This window comes from Pseudomonas sp. 05N432 (assembly GCF_056396945.1).
In genome coordinates this window covers 273,925-292,146 of the sequence record NZ_JBFTMM010000001.1, presented here as the reverse complement: position 1 = coordinate 292,146, position 18,222 = coordinate 273,925, and the positions used below count along the sequence as shown (strand labels likewise).

24 protein-coding genes are annotated in these 18,222 nt (G+C 60.3%); 18 read left to right on the top strand and 6 right to left on the bottom strand.

The window, feature by feature from the left end; all coding sequences use genetic code 11:
* Positions 1 to 131 precede the first annotated feature (131 nt).
* From AC1DHT_RS01420 to pilG, 3 genes are read right to left on the bottom strand one after another with little or no spacing between them, the layout of a single operon-like run.
* Positions 132 to 668, bottom strand: coding sequence for a chemotaxis protein CheW (locus AC1DHT_RS01420; protein WP_427543866.1), 537 nt, complete (start codon positions 666 to 668; stop codon positions 132 to 134).
* Positions 669 to 678: 10 nt separating this feature from the next.
* Positions 679 to 1,044 carry a twitching motility response regulator PilH gene (pilH, locus tag AC1DHT_RS01415; RefSeq protein ID WP_019694067.1) on the bottom strand — a complete coding sequence of 122 codons (366 nt, stop codon included), beginning with the start codon at positions 1,042 to 1,044 and terminating at the stop codon, positions 679 to 681.
* Between the two features lie 57 nt (positions 1,045 to 1,101).
* Positions 1,102 to 1,506 carry a twitching motility response regulator PilG gene (pilG, locus tag AC1DHT_RS01410; protein WP_427543870.1) on the bottom strand — a complete coding sequence of 135 codons (405 nt, stop codon included), beginning with the start codon at positions 1,504 to 1,506 and terminating at the stop codon, positions 1,102 to 1,104.
* A gap of 233 nt (positions 1,507 to 1,739) precedes the next feature.
* Between pilG and gshB the strand changes: the two genes are divergently transcribed.
* The 7 genes from gshB to AC1DHT_RS01375 all read left to right on the top strand — a co-directional run bounded on the left by gshB (position 1,740) and on the right by AC1DHT_RS01375 (position 7,757).
* Complete coding sequence (gshB, locus tag AC1DHT_RS01405) at positions 1,740 to 2,693, top strand: glutathione synthase (RefSeq protein WP_427543873.1); 954 nt, start codon at positions 1,740 to 1,742, stop codon at positions 2,691 to 2,693.
* A gap of 77 nt (positions 2,694 to 2,770) precedes the next feature.
* Entirely contained in the window at positions 2,771 to 3,670 is a 900-nt protein-coding gene (locus AC1DHT_RS01400; RefSeq protein ID WP_427531936.1) for an energy transducer TonB, read from the top strand.
* A 179-nt stretch (positions 3,671 to 3,849) separates the two neighbouring features.
* Positions 3,850 to 4,419: a YqgE/AlgH family protein gene (locus AC1DHT_RS01395; protein WP_145014321.1), complete on the top strand. Its 570-nt coding sequence runs from the start codon at positions 3,850 to 3,852 to the stop codon at positions 4,417 to 4,419.
* The gene (gene ruvX / locus AC1DHT_RS01390; RefSeq protein ID WP_054594455.1) at positions 4,419 to 4,856 is read left to right on the top strand and encodes a Holliday junction resolvase RuvX; all 438 of its coding nucleotides are present in this window, start codon (positions 4,419 to 4,421) and stop codon (positions 4,854 to 4,856) included. Before AC1DHT_RS01395 ends, ruvX begins: the two co-directional genes overlap by 1 nt.
* A gap of 95 nt (positions 4,857 to 4,951) precedes the next feature.
* Complete coding sequence (gene pyrR, locus AC1DHT_RS01385; protein ID WP_145014320.1) at positions 4,952 to 5,458, top strand: bifunctional pyr operon transcriptional regulator/uracil phosphoribosyltransferase PyrR; 507 nt, start codon at positions 4,952 to 4,954, stop codon at positions 5,456 to 5,458.
* A 26-nt stretch (positions 5,459 to 5,484) separates the two neighbouring features.
* Entirely contained in the window at positions 5,485 to 6,489 is a 1,005-nt protein-coding gene (locus AC1DHT_RS01380; protein WP_019694074.1) for an aspartate carbamoyltransferase catalytic subunit, read from the top strand.
* Positions 6,486 to 7,757: a dihydroorotase gene (locus tag AC1DHT_RS01375; RefSeq protein WP_427543876.1), complete on the top strand. Its 1,272-nt coding sequence runs from the start codon at positions 6,486 to 6,488 to the stop codon at positions 7,755 to 7,757. The genes AC1DHT_RS01380 and AC1DHT_RS01375 overlap by 4 nt, the downstream gene beginning before the upstream one ends.
* Positions 7,758 to 7,839: 82 nt before the next feature.
* On the opposite strand, the gene AC1DHT_RS01370 is transcribed toward AC1DHT_RS01375, so the two are convergent.
* Positions 7,840 to 8,271: an NINE protein gene (locus AC1DHT_RS01370; protein ID WP_427543879.1), complete on the bottom strand. Its 432-nt coding sequence runs from the start codon at positions 8,269 to 8,271 to the stop codon at positions 7,840 to 7,842.
* Positions 8,272 to 8,522: 251 nt separating this feature from the next.
* On the opposite strand from AC1DHT_RS01370, the gene AC1DHT_RS01365 reads away from it, so the two are divergent.
* Complete coding sequence (locus AC1DHT_RS01365) at positions 8,523 to 9,146, top strand: C40 family peptidase (protein ID WP_054594458.1); 624 nt, start codon at positions 8,523 to 8,525, stop codon at positions 9,144 to 9,146.
* Positions 9,147 to 9,277: 131 nt separating this feature from the next.
* Here AC1DHT_RS01365 and AC1DHT_RS01360 read toward each other — a convergent pair whose 3' ends face one another.
* Positions 9,278 to 10,312, bottom strand: coding sequence for a type IV pilus twitching motility protein PilT (locus AC1DHT_RS01360; protein WP_427543882.1), 1,035 nt, complete (start codon positions 10,310 to 10,312; stop codon positions 9,278 to 9,280).
* Positions 10,313 to 10,368: 56 nt separating this feature from the next.
* Between AC1DHT_RS01360 and AC1DHT_RS01355 the strand changes: the two genes are divergently transcribed.
* From AC1DHT_RS01355 to AC1DHT_RS01310, 10 genes are all read left to right on the top strand, one after another.
* On the top strand, positions 10,369 to 11,067 hold the full coding sequence (locus AC1DHT_RS01355; RefSeq protein WP_427543885.1) for a YggS family pyridoxal phosphate-dependent enzyme: 699 nt from the start codon (positions 10,369 to 10,371) through the stop codon (positions 11,065 to 11,067).
* 33 nt (positions 11,068 to 11,100) lie between these two features.
* Positions 11,101 to 11,919 carry a pyrroline-5-carboxylate reductase gene (proC, locus tag AC1DHT_RS01350; protein ID WP_427543888.1) on the top strand — a complete coding sequence of 273 codons (819 nt, stop codon included), beginning with the start codon at positions 11,101 to 11,103 and terminating at the stop codon, positions 11,917 to 11,919.
* 24 nt (positions 11,920 to 11,943) lie between these two features.
* A complete protein-coding gene (locus AC1DHT_RS01345; RefSeq protein WP_103316770.1) occupies positions 11,944 to 12,531 on the top strand; it encodes a YggT family protein in 588 nt (195 codons plus the stop codon).
* The gene (locus tag AC1DHT_RS01340) at positions 12,531 to 12,824 is read left to right on the top strand and encodes a DUF167 domain-containing protein (RefSeq protein WP_427543891.1); all 294 of its coding nucleotides are present in this window, start codon (positions 12,531 to 12,533) and stop codon (positions 12,822 to 12,824) included. Before AC1DHT_RS01345 ends, AC1DHT_RS01340 begins: the two co-directional genes overlap by 1 nt.
* Positions 12,825 to 13,008: 184 nt before the next feature.
* Complete coding sequence (metX, locus tag AC1DHT_RS01335) at positions 13,009 to 14,148, top strand: homoserine O-succinyltransferase MetX (RefSeq protein ID WP_427543894.1); 1,140 nt, start codon at positions 13,009 to 13,011, stop codon at positions 14,146 to 14,148.
* A gap of 7 nt (positions 14,149 to 14,155) precedes the next feature.
* On the top strand, positions 14,156 to 14,776 hold the full coding sequence (gene metW / locus AC1DHT_RS01330; protein ID WP_071552963.1) for a methionine biosynthesis protein MetW: 621 nt from the start codon (positions 14,156 to 14,158) through the stop codon (positions 14,774 to 14,776).
* Positions 14,777 to 14,800: 24 nt separating this feature from the next.
* Positions 14,801 to 15,235: a DUF4426 domain-containing protein gene (locus AC1DHT_RS01325; protein WP_442114410.1), complete on the top strand. Its 435-nt coding sequence runs from the start codon at positions 14,801 to 14,803 to the stop codon at positions 15,233 to 15,235.
* Complete coding sequence (rdgB, locus tag AC1DHT_RS01320) at positions 15,232 to 15,828, top strand: RdgB/HAM1 family non-canonical purine NTP pyrophosphatase (RefSeq protein WP_427543900.1); 597 nt, start codon at positions 15,232 to 15,234, stop codon at positions 15,826 to 15,828. The genes AC1DHT_RS01325 and rdgB overlap by 4 nt, the downstream gene beginning before the upstream one ends.
* Positions 15,825 to 17,027, top strand: a complete 1,203-nt coding sequence (gene hemW, locus AC1DHT_RS01315) for a radical SAM family heme chaperone HemW (RefSeq protein ID WP_427543903.1) — start codon at positions 15,825 to 15,827, stop codon at positions 17,025 to 17,027. The genes rdgB and hemW overlap by 4 nt, the downstream gene beginning before the upstream one ends.
* 9 nt (positions 17,028 to 17,036) lie before the next feature.
* Complete coding sequence (locus AC1DHT_RS01310; RefSeq protein WP_054594469.1) at positions 17,037 to 17,360, top strand: DUF3392 domain-containing protein; 324 nt, start codon at positions 17,037 to 17,039, stop codon at positions 17,358 to 17,360.
* 131 nt (positions 17,361 to 17,491) lie between these two features.
* On the opposite strand, the gene trmB is transcribed toward AC1DHT_RS01310, so the two are convergent.
* The gene (gene trmB, locus AC1DHT_RS01305; RefSeq protein WP_427543906.1) at positions 17,492 to 18,217 is read right to left on the bottom strand and encodes a tRNA (guanosine(46)-N7)-methyltransferase TrmB; all 726 of its coding nucleotides are present in this window, start codon (positions 18,215 to 18,217) and stop codon (positions 17,492 to 17,494) included.
* Positions 18,218 to 18,222: the final 5 nt, after the last annotated feature.

The following is an 18,222-nucleotide window of genomic DNA, read 5'->3' as shown; positions in this document are numbered from 1 at the left end:
TGCCATGCCTGGCCGAAGAACCTGTGGGAGCGAGCCTGCTCGCGATTCAGGCGCCGTGGTCTTGCTGATGTACCGCGTTATCGTTCATTCGCGAGCAGGCTCGCTCCCACACGGGATCCGTGTCGTACCGGTTAGATGGCCACATCCATGAACCGTGGGGACTGCACCAGGGCAAACGGGCTGAAGACCTGCCACCGTTGCTCGCGCTCGAACTGTCCCTTTATGAACGCCGCCATTCCACCCTGAGCGTCCAATGACGCCGGCTCGAAACTGGCCTGGTCAAAGTGCTGCATGCCGAGCACCTCATCGACCATCAACCCGACGAACACCTCTTTATATTCAACGACCAGTACGCGCCGCTGTTTGCGCTGCGTAGACAGCTCAACCCCGAGGAAACCGCACAGGTCCATGACCGGCAACAGTCGTCCACGCAGGTTACCCACGCCCCTGACCCACGACTTGACCCCCGGCAACAGAGTCAGGCGCGGCTCGTGCAACACCTCGCTGACCTCGCCCATCGGCGCCACGTACCAGTGCTCGCCGAGGCGAAAGCCGATCCCGCTCCAGCCGTGGTTGCGGGTTTGCTGCGAAGGCAAGTCCGCCGCCAGCAGGCGGCAGCGCTGATCGATCTGCAGCAGCAGTTCGAAGGCAGTCAGCGACTCGGCCATGGGTCGGCCGTCAACCCGCCAGCACGTTGTTCAGGGTCTTGATCAGGGTGTCTTCTTCCACCGGCTTGGTGAGGTAGTCCCTGGCGCCCTGGCGGGTGCCCCAGACCTTGTCGGTTTCCTGATCCTTGGTGGTGATGATGATCACCGGGATGTGCCCGGTTTCCGGGTCCTTGGTCAGCTGGCGGGTGGCCTGGAAACCGTTGAGGCCAGGCATGACGATGTCCATCAGCACCGCGTCGGGTTTTTCCTGACGGGCCAGTGCCACACCATCTGCGCCGTTTTCGGCTTTCAACACTTCATGACCGTGCTTTTCCAGCATGCCGGTCAGTTTGTACATTTCGGTCGGCGAATCATCGACGATCAGAATACGTGCCATGGTCTTCCCCATTCTTGTAGACGCCGGGCCCGCTGGCCGAGCGTCACTGTGCGTGTCTTACTGCGGCGTAACAACGGCAAAGCCCGGTACATGGGCCTGGATCGCGCTCAGCAGTTCTTCCTTGCTGAAAGGTTTGGTCAAAAACTGGTCGGAGCCGACGATGCGCCCCTTGGCCTTGTCGAACAACCCATCCTTGGACGACAGCATAATCACCGGCGTGGACTTGAACGCACTGTTGTTCTTGATCAAGGCGCAGGTCTGATAGCCATCCAGACGCGGCATCATGATGTCGACAAAGATGATGCCGGGGTGATTGTCGGCAATCTTGGCCAGGGCATCAAAACCATCAATGGCCGTGATGACCTCACAGCCCACGTTTTTCAACAACGTTTCGGCGGTACGGCGAATCGTTTTCGAATCATCGATCACCATGACCTTCAAGGCGCTGGAATGCTGTTCCATATCTGCTCTACCGTCGCCTTTGCGAATCAATTTGTCGTTTGCGGCTTACCAAGGGCTGAAACCCTTGATGTTCAAGGGCCAGCGCGACATGGGAGTCTTTTTAGCACAGTCTCCAAATCCAATCTATCGAGCAACCTTCGAGGTGGTTTTTCCTTGACCGGGAACACACTGGGCGCCACTCTGACGCCACTTTTTCATGTCGCTTCGACCACCCAAATTTCGAGGAAAAACCCATGAGCGTTCGCGTCGGGATTGTCATGGACCCTATCGCCAGCATTTCCTACAAAAAGGATAGCTCGCTGGCCATGCTGTTGGCCGCCCAGGCGCGCGGCTGGACGCTGTTCTACATGGAACAGCACGACCTGTACCAGGCTGAAGGTAAAGCCCGGGCCCGCATGCGTCCTTTGAAAGTTTTCGCCAACCCGGAAAAATGGTTTGAGCTGGGAGCCGAAACCGACGCGCTGCTGAGCGATCTGGACGTGATCCTGATGCGCAAGGATCCGCCGTTCGACATGGAATTCGTCTACTCCACTTACCTGCTGGAGCAAGCCGAGCGCGCGGGCGTGCTGGTGGTCAACAAGCCGCAGAGCCTGCGCGACTGCAATGAAAAGCTGTTCGCCACGCTGTTTCCGCAGTGCACCCCTCCGACCGTGGTCAGCCGCCGTCCCGATGTACTGCGCGAATTCGCCGATCATCATGGCGATGTGATTCTCAAGCCGCTGGACGGCATGGGCGGCGCTTCGATCTTCCGTCATACCGCTGGTCACCCGAATCTCTCGGTCATCCTCGAAACCCTGACCCACCACGGCAAGCAGCAGATCATGGCGCAGGGCTACCTGCCGGCGATCAAGGACGGCGACAAGCGCATCCTGATGATCGATGGCGAACCGGTGGATTACTGCCTGGCACGGATTCCCGCCGCGGGCGAAACCCGTGGCAACCTGGCCGCCGGTGGTCGTGGCGAAGCACGCCCGCTGACCGACAAGGACCGCTGGATCGCCGCACAGGTCGGCCCGACCCTGCGCGAAAAGGGTTTGCTGTTCGTCGGCCTCGACGTAATCGGCGAGCACCTGACCGAAATCAACGTCACCAGTCCGACCTGCATCCGCGAGATCGACAATGCTTTTGGCACGAACATCGGCGAAATGCTGATGGCTGCCATCGATCAGAAGCTTAAAGCTCGTTGATATAGAACACCCAAGTTACGACCAACATTGCGTTATCATGCCCGGCCTGTGAAAAACGCGATGTTGGTTTTCTTGTTATGACACTTCCGTCCGATCTGCCTCCCGAACTCGCCCACCGTGGCGTGCGCCCGGCCGATCGCCTCGGTTTTACCCTGTTTCTTGCGGCGTTGATTCACCTGGCCTTGCTGTTGGGCGTCGGGTTCACCTTTGTCGAACCCAAGCAGATCAGCAAAACCCTGGAAATCACCCTCGCCACCTTCAAAAGCGAAAAAAAGCCTGTAAAAGCCGATTTTCTCGCCCAGGAAAACCAGCAAGGCAGCGGCACCCTGGATAAAAAGGCGATTCCCAAGACCACCGAGATCGCGCCATTCCAGGACAACAAGGTACAAAAGGTCTCCCCCCCACCTTCAGTCAAACCCCAGGTAGAGGAAGCCGCGCCGAAAGCCGCCGTGACCACCATCGCACCTGCGCCAAAGAAAGCCGTGGCCAAGAAACAAGAGGTCAAGGCCGAGCCGACACCCAAGGCCACGACACCGACGTTCGACAGCTCGCAGCTGTCCAGCGACATCGCCAGCCTGGAAGCGGAACTGGCCAACGAACAACAGCTGTATGCCAAGCGCCCGCGTATCCACCGCCTGAGCGCCGCTTCGACCATGCGCGACAAGGGCGCCTGGTACAAGGACGAATGGCGCAAGAAGGTCGAGCGTATCGGCAATTTGAACTACCCCGAAGAAGCCCGGCGCAAGCAGATCTATGGCAACCTGCGACTGATGGTCTCGATCAACCACGACGGTTCGCTGTATGAAGTGCTGGTGCTGGAATCCTCCGGCCAGCCGCTGCTGGATCAAGCCGCGCAACGTATCGTGCGCCTGGCTGCACCGTTTGCGCCGTTTACCGGCGATCTGTCGGATATCGACCGACTGGAAATCATTCGCACATGGAAGTTTGCGCGCGGAGACAAGCTCTCCAGTAACTGACCACCACAAATCCCTTGTGGGAGCGAGCCTGCTCGCGATGACGGCGGTAGATTCAAAGTTGAAGTGTCAGACAGACCGCTATCGCGAGCAGGCTCGCTCCCACATTTGATCGCTGTCGACTGCCAAATTGCGGCATCCCCAGCTTGTCAGTTTGCCCCTCCAACGCCACACTAGCGCCTATGAAGAACGTCAGCCCCAGCTACCTCAAGCATCACTTCCTGATCGCCATGCCTCACATGGCCGACCCGAACTTTGCGCACACCTTGACCTACATCGTCGAGCACACGGCCAATGGTGCCATGGGGTTGATCATCAACCGCCCACAAGACCTCAGCCTGGCGGACATTCTCGAGCAATTGCGCCCAGACGTAGAGCCGTCACCGCTGTGCCAGCACGTGCCGATTTTCACTGGCGGCCCGGTACAGACCGATCGCGGTTTTGTCCTGCACCCGATCGGCTCGACGTATCAGGCAACGGTCGAACTGGATGGCCTGGCGCTGTCCACCTCCCAGGACGTGCTGTTTGCCATTGCGGATGGCGTTGGCCCGAGCAAAAGCCTGATCGCCCTCGGCTACGCCGGTTGGGAACCCGGGCAGCTGGAGACCGAACTGGCCGACAATGCCTGGCTGACCTGCCCGTTCGATGCCGACATCCTGTTCAACACCAGCAGCGAATTGCGCCTGGAAGCAGCCGCCAAGCGCCTGGGCATCAACCTCAGCCTGCTGACCAGCCAGGCAGGACACGCCTGATGGCCCTGCGTCTGATTCTGGGTTTTGACTACGGCACCAAACAGATCGGCGTCGCGGTCGGCCAGGTGATTACCGGCCAGGCCCGCGAGCTCTGCACCTTGAAGGCGCAAAACGGCATTCCTGACTGGAATCAGGTCGAAGCCCTGATCAAGGAATGGAAACCCGATGCTGTGGTGGTCGGCCTCCCGCTGAACATGGACGGCACGCCCAGTGACATGTGCTTGCGCGCCGAGAAGTTCGCCCGCCGCCTGAATGGCCGCTACAACCTGCCCTTCTATACCCACGATGAACGCCTGACCACCTTTGAAGCCAAAGGTGAACGGCGGGCACAGGGCGGACAGAAAGGCAGTTACCGCGACAACCCGGTCGACGCCATCGCCGCCGCCCTGCTGCTGCAAGGCTGGCTCGACGAAAACACTGCACTGTTCGAATCCTGAAAGCCGAATCCTGAAGAGGCGCCACAGTGCCTCTCTTCGCTACAACCCGAGCCGCAGTGTGCACGCAGCGTGCTCGGGCCCATGAAGGAGCAACCATGAGCCTGCCCAATCCCGCCGAACTGATCAGCCAAATGGCGGTCCGTCTCAAGGCCCATCTTGAACACCGTGGCATCAGCGAACCGCGCTACATCGGCATTCGCACCGGTGGCGTGTGGGTCGCCCAGGCCTTGCTCGAAGAGCTGGGCAGCGACGCGCCACTGGGCACGCTGGACGTTTCCTTCTACCGCGACGACTTCAGCCAGAGCGGCCTGCATCCGCAGGTTCGTCCTTCGGCGCTGCCGTTCGAAATCGAAGGCCAGCACCTGGTGCTGATCGACGACGTGCTGATGAGCGGTCGGACGATCCGCGCCGCCATGAACGAACTCTTCGATTACGGTCGTCCGGCCAGCATCACCCTGGTGTGCTTGCTCGACCTGGATGCCGGCGAACTGCCAATCCGCCCGAACGTGGTGGGTGCCACCCTGTCGCTGGCGGCCCATGAACGGGTCAAGCTGACCGGCCCTGACCCGCTGCAACTCGAACTGCAAGACCTCGCCCTTTAATTCGCCCTTTTAAAGAGTCCATTGCGATGACGCCTTTAGACACCAAGCGCCCGCTGCAGCTCAATGATCAGGGCCAGCTGCGCCACTTCCTCTCGCTCGACGGTCTGCGCCGCGAGCTGCTGACGGAAATCCTCGACACCGCCGACTCGTTCCTTGAAGTCGGCGCCCGAGCGGTAAAGAAAGTCCCGCTGCTGCGCGGCAAGACCGTGTGCAACGTGTTCTTCGAAAACTCTACCCGCACCCGTACCACCTTCGAATTGGCGGCCCAGCGGCTGTCGGCGGACGTGATCACCCTGAACGTGTCCACGTCGTCGGCGAGCAAGGGCGAAACCCTGCTCGACACCCTGCGCAACCTTGAAGCCATGGCCGCCGACATGTTCGTTGTGCGCCACGGCGATTCTGGCGCCGCGCACTTCATTGCCGAACATGTTTGCCCACAGGTGGCGATCATCAACGGCGGCGACGGCCGTCACGCCCACCCGACGCAAGGCATGCTCGACATGCTGACCATCCGTCGGCACAAAGGCAGCTTTGAAAACCTGTCGGTGGCCATCGTCGGCGACATCCTGCACTCGCGGGTTGCACGCTCGAACATGCTCGCGCTGAAAACCCTCGGCTGCCCGGACATCCGCGTGATCGCGCCGAAAACCCTGCTGCCGATCGGCATCGAGCAGTACGGCGTGAAGGTCTACACCGACATGACCGAAGGCCTGAAGGACGTCGACGTGGTGATCATGCTGCGCTTGCAGCGTGAACGCATGACCGGCGGCCTGCTGCCGAGCGAGGGCGAGTTCTATCGCCTGTTCGGCTTGACCACTGCGCGCCTGGCCGGTGCCAAACCGGATGCCATCGTCATGCACCCAGGCCCGATCAACCGGGGCGTGGAGATCGAATCGGCGGTGGCCGACGGTCCGCACTCGGTGATTCTCAATCAGGTGACCTACGGGATCGCCATTCGTATGGCCGTGTTGTCCATGGCCATGAGCGGGCAGACTGCCCAGCGCCAATTCGAGCAGGAGAAGGCCCAGTGAAGCTCAGCATTCTCGGCGCCCGCGTCATCGATCCAAGCAGCGGCCTGGATCAAGTCACCGATATTCACATCGAAGCCTGCAAGATCATCGCCATAGGCGCCGCTCCAGCCGGCTTCGTCGCTGTCGAGACCATTGAGGCCAAAGGCCTGGTGGTCGCTCCCGGCCTCGTCGACCTGAACGTCGCCCTGCGCGAACCGGGTTACAGCCGCAAAGGCACGATTGCCAGTGAAACCCGTGCTGCTGCGGCTGGCGGCGTCACCAGCCTGTGCTGCCCGCCACGGACCAAACCGGTGCTGGACACCTCCGCCGTGGCCGAACTGATCCTCGACCGCGCCCGCGAGGCCGGTAATGCCAAGGTCTTCCCGATTGGCGCCCTGAGCAAAGGTCTGGACGGCGAACAGCTGGCGGAACTGATTGCCCTGCGCGATGCCGGCTGCATTGCATTCGGCAATGGCCTGGAGAGTTTCCGCAACACCCGGACCCTGTGCCGGGCGCTGGAATACGCAGCGACGTTCGACCTGACGGTGATCTTCCATTCGCAGGATCATGATCTGGCCGAAGGCGGGCTGGCTCACGAAGGTCCGACCGCAAGTTTCCTCGGCTTGCCGGGAATTCCCGAAACCGCTGAAACCGTGGCCCTGGCCCGCGATCTGCTGCTGGTCGAACAAACCGGCGTGCGTGCGCACTTCAGTCAGCTCACCAGCGCCCGTGGCGTGGCATTGATTGCTCAGGCTCAGGCTCGTGGCATGAAAGTGACGGCCGATGTGGCGTTGTATCAGCTGATCCTCACCGACGAGGCGCTGATCGACTTCAACAGCCTGTACCACGTCCAGCCGCCGCTACGCACCCGTGCTGACCGCGATGGCCTGCGCGCTGCGGTGAAGTCGGGGGTGGTTCAAGCCATCTCCAGCCATCACCAGCCGCACGAACGCGACGCCAAGCTGGCACCGTTCGGCGCGACCGAGCCGGGCATCAGCAGCGTTGAACTGCTACTGCCGCTGGCCCTGACGCTGGTGGAAGACGGTTTGCTCGACCTGCCGACGCTGCTGGCACGCTTGAGTGCCGGTCCGGCCGATGCCCTGCGTCTGCCGGTAGGCAAGCTGGCGGTCGGCGCTCCGGCCGATCTGGTGGTGTTCGATCCAGCCGCCTCCACCGTAGCCGGTGAGCACTGGCTGTCGAAGGGCGAAAACTGCCCGTTCCTCGGCCATAGCCTGCCGGGCGTGGTGCGCTACACCCTGGTGGACGGACGGATCACCCACCAGGCGTAAAACCGCGTTACCCCCATCGCGAGCAGGCTCGCTCCCACAGGATTGATGCGGTCCTTGTGGGAGCGGGCTTGCTCGCGAAGGCTTATTGGAAGGCGCCTCTGTTCTGAGCATTGCGCACGGATATCTGGTCATTCAATGTCCAGAAGTCATACAGCACGCCCACAAAGAACAACCCGCCGGTCACCAGGTACAGCAGGCCCGTCAGCCACTTGCCTTGGTACATGCGGTGCAGACCGAACACCCCCAGGAAGGTCAGCAGGATCCAGGCAACGTTGTACTCGATAGGGCCAGCGGTAAAACGCAGGTCCGCTTCACGGTCCATGGCCGGGATCAGGAACAGGTCGATCAGCCAGCCAATGCCCAGCAACCCGAAGGTGAAAAACCAGATCGTACCGGTGACAGGCCTACCGTAATAGAAGCGGTGAGAGCCGGTAAAACCGAAAATCCACAGCAGGTAACCGATCACCTTGCTGTGGGTGTCCTGGTGTGAAACATCCTGACGATAGGTGTTCATGGGTTCCCTCATTTGCCTCGATAGATAAATATTCTTGAATTCTTTGTGACTTTTTTACAGGCGACCGACGTGTGGCAAATGCTACCTTGTCTCCCGTCAAAGCCTTGTAACACCTGACTTCTGTCCGACAATTGAGTCCATTTGCCGCTTCTTTGCTGCAGTTGACCCCCGGGTTGAATCGACCAACGGCCTCGGAAAGGACAAAAAAGCTGTTATAAAGTTGCGCGCTTACCCACATAGAGCCTTGCCTAATGCGTCCATTTTTCAAGACATGGCTAACCATTTGCCTATTAATGCCACTGGCCGCCCACGCCACCAATCGTGAGCAACGTCTTCCGAACGTTAATGGTTACACCCCAAAATCTCATGTTTCTGCCGTCACCAGCAAAAACAAACACGCTGTAAAAGGTCTGACTCACCTGAGCAAGGCCGACAGCAAACCGGTCCCGCCAATGGGAGCCAAACAAAGCAGCAATGTACTGAGCCGTGCAGTAAACGTGCTCGGCACTCCTTATCGTTGGGGCGGCAGTAGCCCAAGTAAAGGCTTCGATTGCAGCGGGCTGGTGAAATACGCCTTCAATGGCGTGGGTGCTGCTGATCTGCCACGCACCTCCAACGCCATGGCTGCCGGTCACGGACAGAAAGTCGATCGCAAGGACTTGAAGCCGGGCGACCTGATTTTCTTCAATATCAAGAGCCGCAAGGTCAACCACGTCGCCATTTACCTGGGCAACGACCGCTTCATCCACGCACCGCGTCGTGGCAAGTCGGTGACCATCGACACCCTGAAGAAACCGTACTGGGAAAGCCATTACGTGGTTGCCAAGCGGGTTGAAACGAAAGAATCGAAAACCCTGCGCCTCGCTCAGCGCTGATCCGAAGCAAGCTCATTGTGGCGAGGGAGCTTGCTCCCGCTGGGTCGCGAAGCGGCCCCAAAAACCTGCGAGCGCTGCCCACTCGAACGGGAGCAAGCTCCCTCGCCACAGGCCCGCATTCCAGCCCCCCCTCAGAAATTATCCGGTGACCGCGCCCTCTCCCGCGCATGCTCGCGAGTGATCAGGCCTTTGCTCACCAGTTCCTTCAAGCTCATATCCAGCGTCTGCATCCCCAACGAACCCCCGGTCTGAATCGACGAGTACATCTGCGCAATCTTGTCTTCGCGGATCAGGTTACGGATCGCCGAGGTGCCCAGCATGATTTCGTGGGCCGCCACCCGGCCACCACCGATTTTCTTGATCAGCGCTTGGGAAATCACCGCCTGCAACGACTCCGAGAGCATCGAACGCACCATCGACTTCTCATCGCCTGGAAACACGTCCACCACCCGGTCAATGGTTTTCGCCGCCGAGTTGGTGTGCAAGGTGCCGAAGACCAGATGCCCGGTCTCGGCCGCCGTCAGCGCCAGGCGGATAGTCTCCAGATCACGCATTTCCCCTACCAGAATCACATCCGGGTCCTCGCGCAATGCCGAACGCAACGCCGTAGCGAAACTACGCGTATCGCGGTGCACTTCACGCTGATTGATCAGGCATTTGCGTGATTCATGGAGGAACTCGATAGGGTCTTCGATGGTGAGGATATGGTGATGCCGGTGGTTATTCAGGTAATCGATCATTGCCGCCTGGGTGGTCGACTTACCGGAACCTGTCGGCCCGGTGACCAGCACCAGCCCGCGCGAGACCTCGGCAATACGGCGAAACACATTCCCCATGCCCAGATCTTCCATGCTCTGGATTTTCGAGGGGATGGTCCGGAACACCGCCCCCGGACCGCGATATTGATTGAACGCATTGACCCGAAAACGTGCCACACCCGGCGCTTCGAAGGAAAAGTCGGTCTCCAGCGCCTGCTCGAACTCCACCCGCTGCTTGTCGTTCATGATCGCGTAGATCAGCTCGCGCACCTGCTTGTCATCCAGCGCCGGCAGGTTGATCCGCCGTACATCGCCATCGACCCGGATCATCGGCGGCAGCCCCGCCGACAGGTGCAAGTCGGAAGCCCCTTGTTTGGCGCTGAACGTCAGCAGTTCAGTGATATCCATAGCACTCCCCAATTCCAGTAGAATGCCGCGAACCTCAGACTGCCGGCGTCCCTTGAATGTCCACGATAGCAGACAACATAGCCTTGGTTCAGATACGCATCCGCGCAGCGGAGCAAGCCGCGCAACGTGCCGAGCACAGCGTCCGCCTGCTGGCCGTGAGCAAGACCAAGCCCAGCGATGCCGTGCGTGAAGCCTACGCCGCCGGCGTGCACGACTTTGGCGAGAACTATCTGCAGGAGGCCTTGGGCAAACAGCTTGAGTTGGCCGACCTGCCCTTGATCTGGCACTTCATCGGCCCCATTCAATCGAACAAGACGCGTGCTATCGCCGAGAACTTCGCCTGGGTGCATTCCGTGGATCGCTTGAAAATCGCACAACGCCTGTCCGAACAGCGTCCGGCCGAGCTGCCACCCTTGAACATCTGCATTCAGGTCAATGTCAGCGGTGAAGCCAGCAAATCCGGTTGCACCCCGGCCGACCTGCCCGCACTGGCCAGCGCCATCAACGCGTTGCCGCGCTTGAAACTGCGCGGTTTGATGGCAATTCCCGAGCCGACTGAAGATCGCGCCGCTCAGGACGCAGCCTTCGCTGCTGTGCGTGACTTGAACAAGAACCTGCAAGCCAGCCTGAATCTGCCACTCGACACACTTTCCATGGGCATGAGCCACGACCTGGAGTCGGCCATTGCCATGGGCGCCACCTGGGTTCGTATCGGTACGGCCCTGTTTGGCGCCCGCGACTATGGTCAGCCATAACGTGGCTGACTTACCTCTCTATAAGGACCTGACATGAGCAAGACACGAATTGCCTTTATCGGTGCCGGAAACATGGCCGCCAGCCTGATCGGCGGCCTGCGCGCCAAAGGTCTGGAAGCTGCACAGATCCGCGCCAGCGATCCGGGCGCTGAAACCCGCGCACGGGTATCGGCGGAACACGGCATCGAAACGTTCGCCGACAACGCCGACGCCATTCAAGGCGCAGACGTGGTCGTACTGGCGGTCAAACCCCAGGCGATGAAAGCCGTGTGTGAAGCACTGCGCCCAAGCCTGGCGCCGAATCAACTGGTGGTGTCGATTGCCGCCGGGATCACCTGCGCCAGCATGAACAACTGGCTCGGCGCTCAGCCAATCGTGCGTTGCATGCCCAACACCCCGGCGCTGCTGCGTCAGGGCGTGAGCGGTTTGTACGCCACGACCCAAGTGACTGCCGAACAGCGTCAGCAAGCCCAAGAGCTGCTGTCTGCCGTTGGCATCGCCCTGTGGCTGAACGAAGAGCAGCAACTGGATGCGGTCACCGCCGTTTCCGGCTCGGGTCCTGCGTACTTCTTCCTGCTGATCGAAGCCATGACCGCTGCGGGCGAGAAACTTGGCCTTCCACGGGACATCGCCGCCCAGCTGACCCTGCAAACCGCATTGGGCGCTGCGCACATGGCCGTCGCCAGTGACGTCGACGCCGCTGAGCTACGCCGTCGCGTGACCTCGCCAGCAGGCACCACCGAAGCCGCGATCAAGTCCTTCCAGGCCGGTGGCTTTGAAGCCCTGGTCGAAAAAGCACTCGGCGCCGCAGCCCACCGTTCAGCCGAGATGGCCGAGCAACTGGGTCGCTAATCAGCTCTTACAAAGGAATCAATAATGCTCGGACTCAATGACGCTGCCATTTTCATCATTAAAACCCTGGGCAGCCTGTACCTGCTGATCGTGCTGCTGCGTTTTATCCTGCAATTGGTTCGGGCGAACTTTTACAACCCGCTCTGCCAGTTCATCGTGAAAGCCACTCAGCCGCTGCTCAAGCCTCTGCGCCGGGTAATCCCAAGCATGTTCGGGCTGGACATGTCGTCTCTTGTACTGGCGCTGATCGTGCAGATGCTGCTGATAGCCGTCATCCTGGCCCTCAAAGGCTTCCTGGTCGACTTCCTGCTTTTGGTGCCTTGGGCACTGATCGCGATCTTCTCGCTGTTTTTGAATATTCTGTTCTACGCGATGATCATCAGCGTGATCCTGTCCTGGGTCGCCCCGGGGAGCCACAATCCGGGCGCAGAGCTGGTCGCTCAGATTACTGAACCGGTACTCGCCCCATTCCGCCGTATCGTGCCGAACCTGGGTGGCCTCGATATCTCGCCGATCTTTGCGTTTATCGTGATCCAGTTGCTGCAAAGCTGGCTGATCCCACGCCTTGCATACTTCGCCCTCATGCCACAGGGACTGCTCGGGCTCATCTGATGAGCTACTTTCGCTGGGACGGGGATGATCTGATCCTCGACTGTCACCTGCAACCGGCGGCCCGCAGCGATGATTTCTGCGGGCTGCATGGCGATCGGCTGAAGATCCGCCTGACCGCGCCGCCGGTCGAAGGCAAGGCCAATGCCTACCTGATGGCGTTTCTGGCCAAAGCGTTTGGCGTGTCCAAGAGCCAGGTCAGCCTGATCAGCGGTGAGCTGAACCGGCAGAAGCGGGTTCGGATCAGCTCGCCGAAGAAGCTGCCGGAGTTGCCGGGGTTGGTGCGACAGACCTGATCCACCGAGGCGCTGCATTCGCGAGCAAGCCCGCTCCCACATTGGAATGCACTCCCCTGTGGGAGCGAGCCTGCTCGCGATTGCCCCACCTCGGTCCAGCCGAATGAAATCAGGCCCGGCCTTTGCTTGCCGCTGGGAGCCCTGCTCATTAGACTTACGCCTCATTTCAACGAGAGCAGGGTCGATGCCAACTGCCTTTCCCGCCGATTCTGTTGGTCTGGTGACGCCGCAAGTGGCGCACTTCAGCGAGCCCCTGGCCCTTGCCTGCGGCCGCTCATTGCCAGCCTATGACCTGATCTATGAAACCTACGGCACGCTGAACGCCACGGCGAGCAACGCCGTGCTGATTTGCCATGCCTTGTCCGGTCACCATCACGCCGCYGGTTATCACAGTACCGAAGACCGTAAACCCGGTTGGTGGGACAGCTGCATTGGCCCGGGCAAACCGATCGACACCAACAAGTTCTTCGTGGTCAGCCTGAACAACCTCGGCGGCTGCAACGGATCTACCGGCCCGAGCAGCATCAACCCGGACACCGGCAAGCCGTTCGGTGCCGACTTCCCGGTGCTGACCGTGGAAGACTGGGTGCACAGCCAGGCGCGTCTGGCGGACCGGATCGGCATCAACCAGTGGACCGCCGTGATCGGCGGCAGCCTGGGCGGGATGCAGGCGATACAGTGGAGCATCACTTACCCTGATCGTATCCGTCACTGCCTGGCCATTGCCTCGGCGCCGAAACTCTCGGCGCAGAACATCGCCTTCAACGAAGTGGCGCGCCAGGCGATCCTCACCGATCCGGATTTCCATGGCGGCTCGTTCCAGGAGCACGGCGTGATCCCCAAGCGCGGGCTGATGCTGGCGCGGATGGTCGGGCACATCACCTACCTGTCGGACGATTCCATGGGCGAGAAATTCGGCCGTGGCCTGAAGAGTGAAAAGCTCAACTACGACTTCCACAGCGTCGAGTTCCAGGTCGAAAGCTACCTGCGTTATCAGGGCGAGGAGTTCTCCGGGCGTTTTGATGCCAACACCTACCTGCTGATGACCAAGGCGCTGGACTACTTCGATCCAGCAGCGAACTTCGACGATAACCTGGCGAAAACCTTCGAGGCAGCCCAGGCCAAGTTCTGCGTGATGTCCTTCACCACCGACTGGCGCTTCTCCCCGGCCCGCTCGCGGGAACTGGTGGACGCGCTGATGGCGGCCAAGAAAGACGTTTGCTACCTGGAGATCGATGCTCCGCAAGGCCACGACGCCTTCCTGATTCCGATCCCGCGCTACTTGCAGGCGTTTCGCAATTACATGAACCGAATTTCGCTTTGAGGAAGACATGAGAGCCGATCTGGAAATCATCCAGGAATGGATCCCCGCCGGCAGCCGCGTGCTCGACCTCGGTTGCGGTGACGGCGAGTTGCTGACCTGGCTACGCGATAACAAGCAAGTGACCGGCTACGGCCTGGAAAACGATGCGGACAACATCGCCGAATGCGTGGCCAAGGGCATCAACGTCATCGAGCAGGACCTGGACAAGGGCCTGGGCAACTTTGCCAGCAACAGTTTCGACATCGTGGTGATGACCCAGGCCCTGCAAGCCGTGCATTACCCGGACAAGATCCTCGATGAAATGCTGCGGGTCGGTCGTCAGTGCATCATCACCTTCCCCAACTTCGGTCACTGGCGCTGCCGTTGGTACCTGGCGAGCAAGGGCCGGATGCCGGTTTCGGAGTTTTTGCCATACACCTGGTACAACACGCCGAACATCCACTTCTGCACCTTTGAAGACTTTGAAGCGCTATGCCGCGAACGTGAAGCCAAGGTCATCGATCGGCTTGCTGTCGATCAACAACACCGACACGGGTGGGCCAGTAAGCTATGGCCTAATCTATTAGGTGAGATTGGCATCTACCGCGTCAGCAGTCCTGGCCTGCAGGATCACCAGGTAGCGGTTTAACGAGGTTTTTCAAGGAGAACGATCATGGGTCGTCTAGCCCTGCTTCTATTAACAGCCTGCCTGAGCGCCAGCGCCATGGCCGCTGAACCTATCAAAGGCGAGCGCCAGGAAACCTTCGGTGACGTGACGGTGCACTACAACACCTTCAACTCCACCTACCTGACGCCGGATATCGCCAAAAACGCCGAACTGGTCCGCAGCAAGAATCAGGGCGTGATCAATGTGTCGGTGATCAAGGCCAACAAACCAGTCATCGCCCAGGTCAGTGGCACGGTGAAAGACCTGACCAGTAAAAGCGTCCCGCTGAAGTTCAAACAGATTACCGAAACCGGAGCGGTCTACTACATCGCCCAGTTCCCGGTGGATCAACAAGAAGTCCGCACCTTCGAAATCAACGTGCAAACCGGCGACAAGATCAACACCATCAATTTCAACCAAGAGCTCTTCCCCGGCGAATGATCAATTTCACGCAACTCGTATTGGCCAGCCATAACGCCGGCAAACTCAAAGAACTCCAGGCCATGCTCGGCGAATCGGTGCGCCTGCGCTCGATTGGCGAGTTCAGCAGCGTCGAGCCTGAAGAAACCGGCCTGTCGTTCGTCGAAAACGCCATCCTCAAGGCCCGCAATGCCTCGCGCATTTCCGGTTTGCCGGCACTGGCCGATGATTCGGGGCTGGCAGTGGACTTCCTCGGCGGTGCGCCGGGCATCTACTCGGCGCGTTACGCCGACGGCCAGGGCGACGCGGCGAACAATGCCAAGCTGCTTGACGTGCTCAAAGACGTCCCCGAAGCAGAACGCGGTGCGCAGTTTGTGTGCGTACTGGCGCTGGTACGCCACGCCGATGATCCGCTGCCGATTCTCTGCGAAGGCCTGTGGCATGGGCGCATCCTGACCGAAGCCAGCGGTGAACACGGTTTTGGCTACGATCCGCTGTTCTGGGTGCCGGAGCGCAATTGCTCCAGTGCAGAATTGAACCCGGCCGAGAAAAACCAGCTCAGCCACCGCGCCCGTGCAATGGATTTGCTGCGCCAACGCCTGAGCCTGAAATGACCCACGACTCGTCCGCGTCGCCGCTGATTTACGGCGGCGCGCAATCGCCTCGGGCGGCCTTGCCAGTGCTGCCGCCCCTGGCGCTGTACATCCACATTCCGTGGTGTGTACGCAAATGCCCTTATTGCGACTTCAACTCCCACACCGCAAGCCCGGTGCTGCCGGAAGAAGAGTACGTGGACGCCCTGCTGGCCGACCTCGATCAAGACCTGCACGCGGTTTACGGCCGCGAGCTGAGCTCGATCTTCTTCGGTGGCGGCACACCGAGCCTGTTCAGCGCGCAAGCGTTGGGCCGTTTGCTCAAAGGTGTGGAACAGCGAATCCCGTTTGCCAGCGATATCGAAATCACCCTGGAAGCCAACCCCGGGACCTTCGAACAGGAAAAATTCGTCGCTTACCGTGCCTTGGGCATCAATCGCCTGTCGATCGGCATCCAGAGCTTCCAGCAAGAGAAACTCAAGGCCCTGGGCCGGATCCACAACGGCGATGAAGCGATTCGCGCGGCTGGCATGGCCCGACAGGCCGGGTTCGATAACTTCAACCTGGACCTGATGCACGGTTTGCCCGATCAGTCCCTGGACGACGCGCTGGACGACCTGCGTCAGGCTATCGCGCTGAAGCCGACTCACCTGTCCTGGTATCAGCTGACGCTGGAGCCGAACACGGTGTTCTGGAACCAGCCGCCAACCCTGCCGGAAGATGACACCCTGTGGGACATTCAAGAGGCTGGCCAGGCGCTGTTGGCCGAACACGGTTACGCCCAATACGAAGTGTCGGCGTATGCCCAACCCGGTCGTCCGGCGCGGCATAACCTCAACTACTGGAGTTTTGGCGACTTCATCGGTATCGGTGCCGGGGCTCACGGCAAGCTCAGCCATCCGGACGGACGCATTGTCCGCACCTGGAAGACTCGCCTGCCAAAGGACTACCTCAACCCGGCAAAAAGCTTTCAGGCGGGTGAGAAAGCCCTGACCAACGAAGAGCTGCCGTTCGAGTTCCTGATGAATGCCCTGCGCTTGACCGAAGGTGTCGAGTCGCGCCTGTATCCAGAGCGCACCGGACTGACACTGGAAAGCCTTGCCGAAGGCCGCCGCGAGGCCGAACAAAGTGGCTTGTTGCAGGTCGAACCGTCACGTCTGGCGGCGACGATGCGCGGACAACTATTCCTCAATGACTTGCTGCAGAATTTTCTGACTTAAGGAAATCGAATGGATTTGGTACTCGATCTGCTTGCCACCGTGTCCCGCTGGAGCCGTAGCAACCTGTCGGAAATCGCCCTGGCGCTGGTGGGCTGCCTGCTCGTGCTGTTTGGCGCCGATATCAAAGGCTGGATCGATCAACGCCTGGGCAGCATCGCCGGCGCCTTGCGCGTCCCGTTGATGGCCCTGGTGTGCATGATCGGCAGCGGCGCCGCACTGATCTACGCCACGCCGTGGATCGTTCGCGGCCTGAGCCAGTTCAACAACTACAGCCTGGCACCGGTGTTGCTGGTGGTGCTGGTGTTGATCGGCGTCGTCGCCGACCGCCGCTGAGCCCGAACCCGACACAAAACAACTGTGGGAGCGAGCCTGCTCGCGATGACGGCCTGACAGTCAACTTGGATGTTGAATGTTATGGCCTCATCGCGAGCAGGCTCGCTCCCACAGTTTGTATTGCGTAGGGCTTAGGACTGTTTTTCGAACTTCAAATCCCACACGCCATGCCCAAGACGTTCGCCGCGGCGTTCGAACTTGGTGATCGGGCGCTCGGCCGGGCGTGGCACGCACTTGCCGTCTTCGGCGAGGTTGCGGTAGCCCGGCGCGACGTTCATCACTTCCAGCATGTACTCGGCATACGGTTCCCAGTCGGTAGCCATGTGCAGCACACCACCGACTTTCAACTTGCTGCGTACCAACTCAGCGAACGACGCCTGAACGATGCGACGCTTGTGGTGACGGCTCTTGTGCCAAGGGTCCGGGAAAAACAGCATCAGGCGATCGAGGCTGTTATCGGCCACGCACCGGTTGAGCACTTCGATCGCATCGCAATCGTAGACCCGCAGGTTGGTCAGGCCTTGAGTCAGCACGCCATTGAGCAACGCGCCGACACCAGGACGGTGTACTTCAACGCCAATGAAATCCTGATCCGGCGAAGCCGCGGCCATTTCCAGCAGCGAATGGCCCATGCCAAAGCCGATTTCCAGCGAGCGCGGTGCCGAGCGACCAAACACCTGGTCGAAGTCCACCGGCGCGTCGGCCAGCGGCAGGACGAACAGCGGCGTGCCCTGGTCCAGGCCGCGCTGCTGGCCTTCGGTCATGCGCCCGGCGCGCATCACGAAACTCTTGATGCGGCGGTGTTGGCGCTCTTCGCCTGTTTCCGTCTGGATAGGCGTGTCGTTCGATTCAGTCATCAATG

Excerpts from the sequence above, each read along its gene's own strand:
- AC1DHT_RS01355 (WP_427543885.1), top strand. The coding sequence starts at position 10,369 with ATGTCCACGATAGCAGACAACATAGCCTTGGTTCAGATACGCATCCGC.
- AC1DHT_RS01400 (WP_427531936.1), top strand. The coding sequence starts at position 2,771 with ATGACACTTCCGTCCGATCTGCCTCCCGAACTCGCCCACCGTGGCGTG.
- AC1DHT_RS01365 (WP_054594458.1), top strand. The coding sequence starts at position 8,523 with ATGCGTCCATTTTTCAAGACATGGCTAACCATTTGCCTATTAATGCCA.
- AC1DHT_RS01370 (WP_427543879.1), bottom strand. The coding sequence starts at position 8,271 with ATGAACACCTATCGTCAGGATGTTTCACACCAGGACACCCACAGCAAG.
- AC1DHT_RS01310 (WP_054594469.1), top strand. The coding sequence starts at position 17,037 with ATGGATTTGGTACTCGATCTGCTTGCCACCGTGTCCCGCTGGAGCCGT.
- AC1DHT_RS01380 (WP_019694074.1), top strand. The coding sequence starts at position 5,485 with ATGACGCCTTTAGACACCAAGCGCCCGCTGCAGCTCAATGATCAGGGC.
- AC1DHT_RS01395 (WP_145014321.1), top strand. The coding sequence starts at position 3,850 with ATGAAGAACGTCAGCCCCAGCTACCTCAAGCATCACTTCCTGATCGCC.
- pilH (WP_019694067.1), bottom strand. The coding sequence starts at position 1,044 with ATGGCACGTATTCTGATCGTCGATGATTCGCCGACCGAAATGTACAAA.
- rdgB (WP_427543900.1), top strand. The coding sequence starts at position 15,232 with ATGATCAATTTCACGCAACTCGTATTGGCCAGCCATAACGCCGGCAAA.
- AC1DHT_RS01360 (WP_427543882.1), bottom strand. The coding sequence starts at position 10,312 with ATGGATATCACTGAACTGCTGACGTTCAGCGCCAAACAAGGGGCTTCC.
- ruvX (WP_054594455.1), top strand. The coding sequence starts at position 4,419 with ATGGCCCTGCGTCTGATTCTGGGTTTTGACTACGGCACCAAACAGATC.
- hemW (WP_427543903.1), top strand. The coding sequence starts at position 15,825 with ATGACCCACGACTCGTCCGCGTCGCCGCTGATTTACGGCGGCGCGCAA.
- pilG (WP_427543870.1), bottom strand. The coding sequence starts at position 1,506 with ATGGAACAGCATTCCAGCGCCTTGAAGGTCATGGTGATCGATGATTCG.
- proC (WP_427543888.1), top strand. The coding sequence starts at position 11,101 with ATGAGCAAGACACGAATTGCCTTTATCGGTGCCGGAAACATGGCCGCC.
- AC1DHT_RS01340 (WP_427543891.1), top strand. The coding sequence starts at position 12,531 with ATGAGCTACTTTCGCTGGGACGGGGATGATCTGATCCTCGACTGTCAC.
- AC1DHT_RS01420 (WP_427543866.1), bottom strand. The coding sequence starts at position 668 with ATGGCCGAGTCGCTGACTGCCTTCGAACTGCTGCTGCAGATCGATCAG.
- AC1DHT_RS01325 (WP_442114410.1), top strand. The coding sequence starts at position 14,801 with ATGGGTCGTCTAGCCCTGCTTCTATTAACAGCCTGCCTGAGCGCCAGC.
- trmB (WP_427543906.1), bottom strand. The coding sequence starts at position 18,217 with ATGACTGAATCGAACGACACGCCTATCCAGACGGAAACAGGCGAAGAG.
- metW (WP_071552963.1), top strand. The coding sequence starts at position 14,156 with ATGAGAGCCGATCTGGAAATCATCCAGGAATGGATCCCCGCCGGCAGC.
- AC1DHT_RS01345 (WP_103316770.1), top strand. The coding sequence starts at position 11,944 with ATGCTCGGACTCAATGACGCTGCCATTTTCATCATTAAAACCCTGGGC.
- pyrR (WP_145014320.1), top strand. The coding sequence starts at position 4,952 with ATGAGCCTGCCCAATCCCGCCGAACTGATCAGCCAAATGGCGGTCCGT.
- gshB (WP_427543873.1), top strand. The coding sequence starts at position 1,740 with ATGAGCGTTCGCGTCGGGATTGTCATGGACCCTATCGCCAGCATTTCC.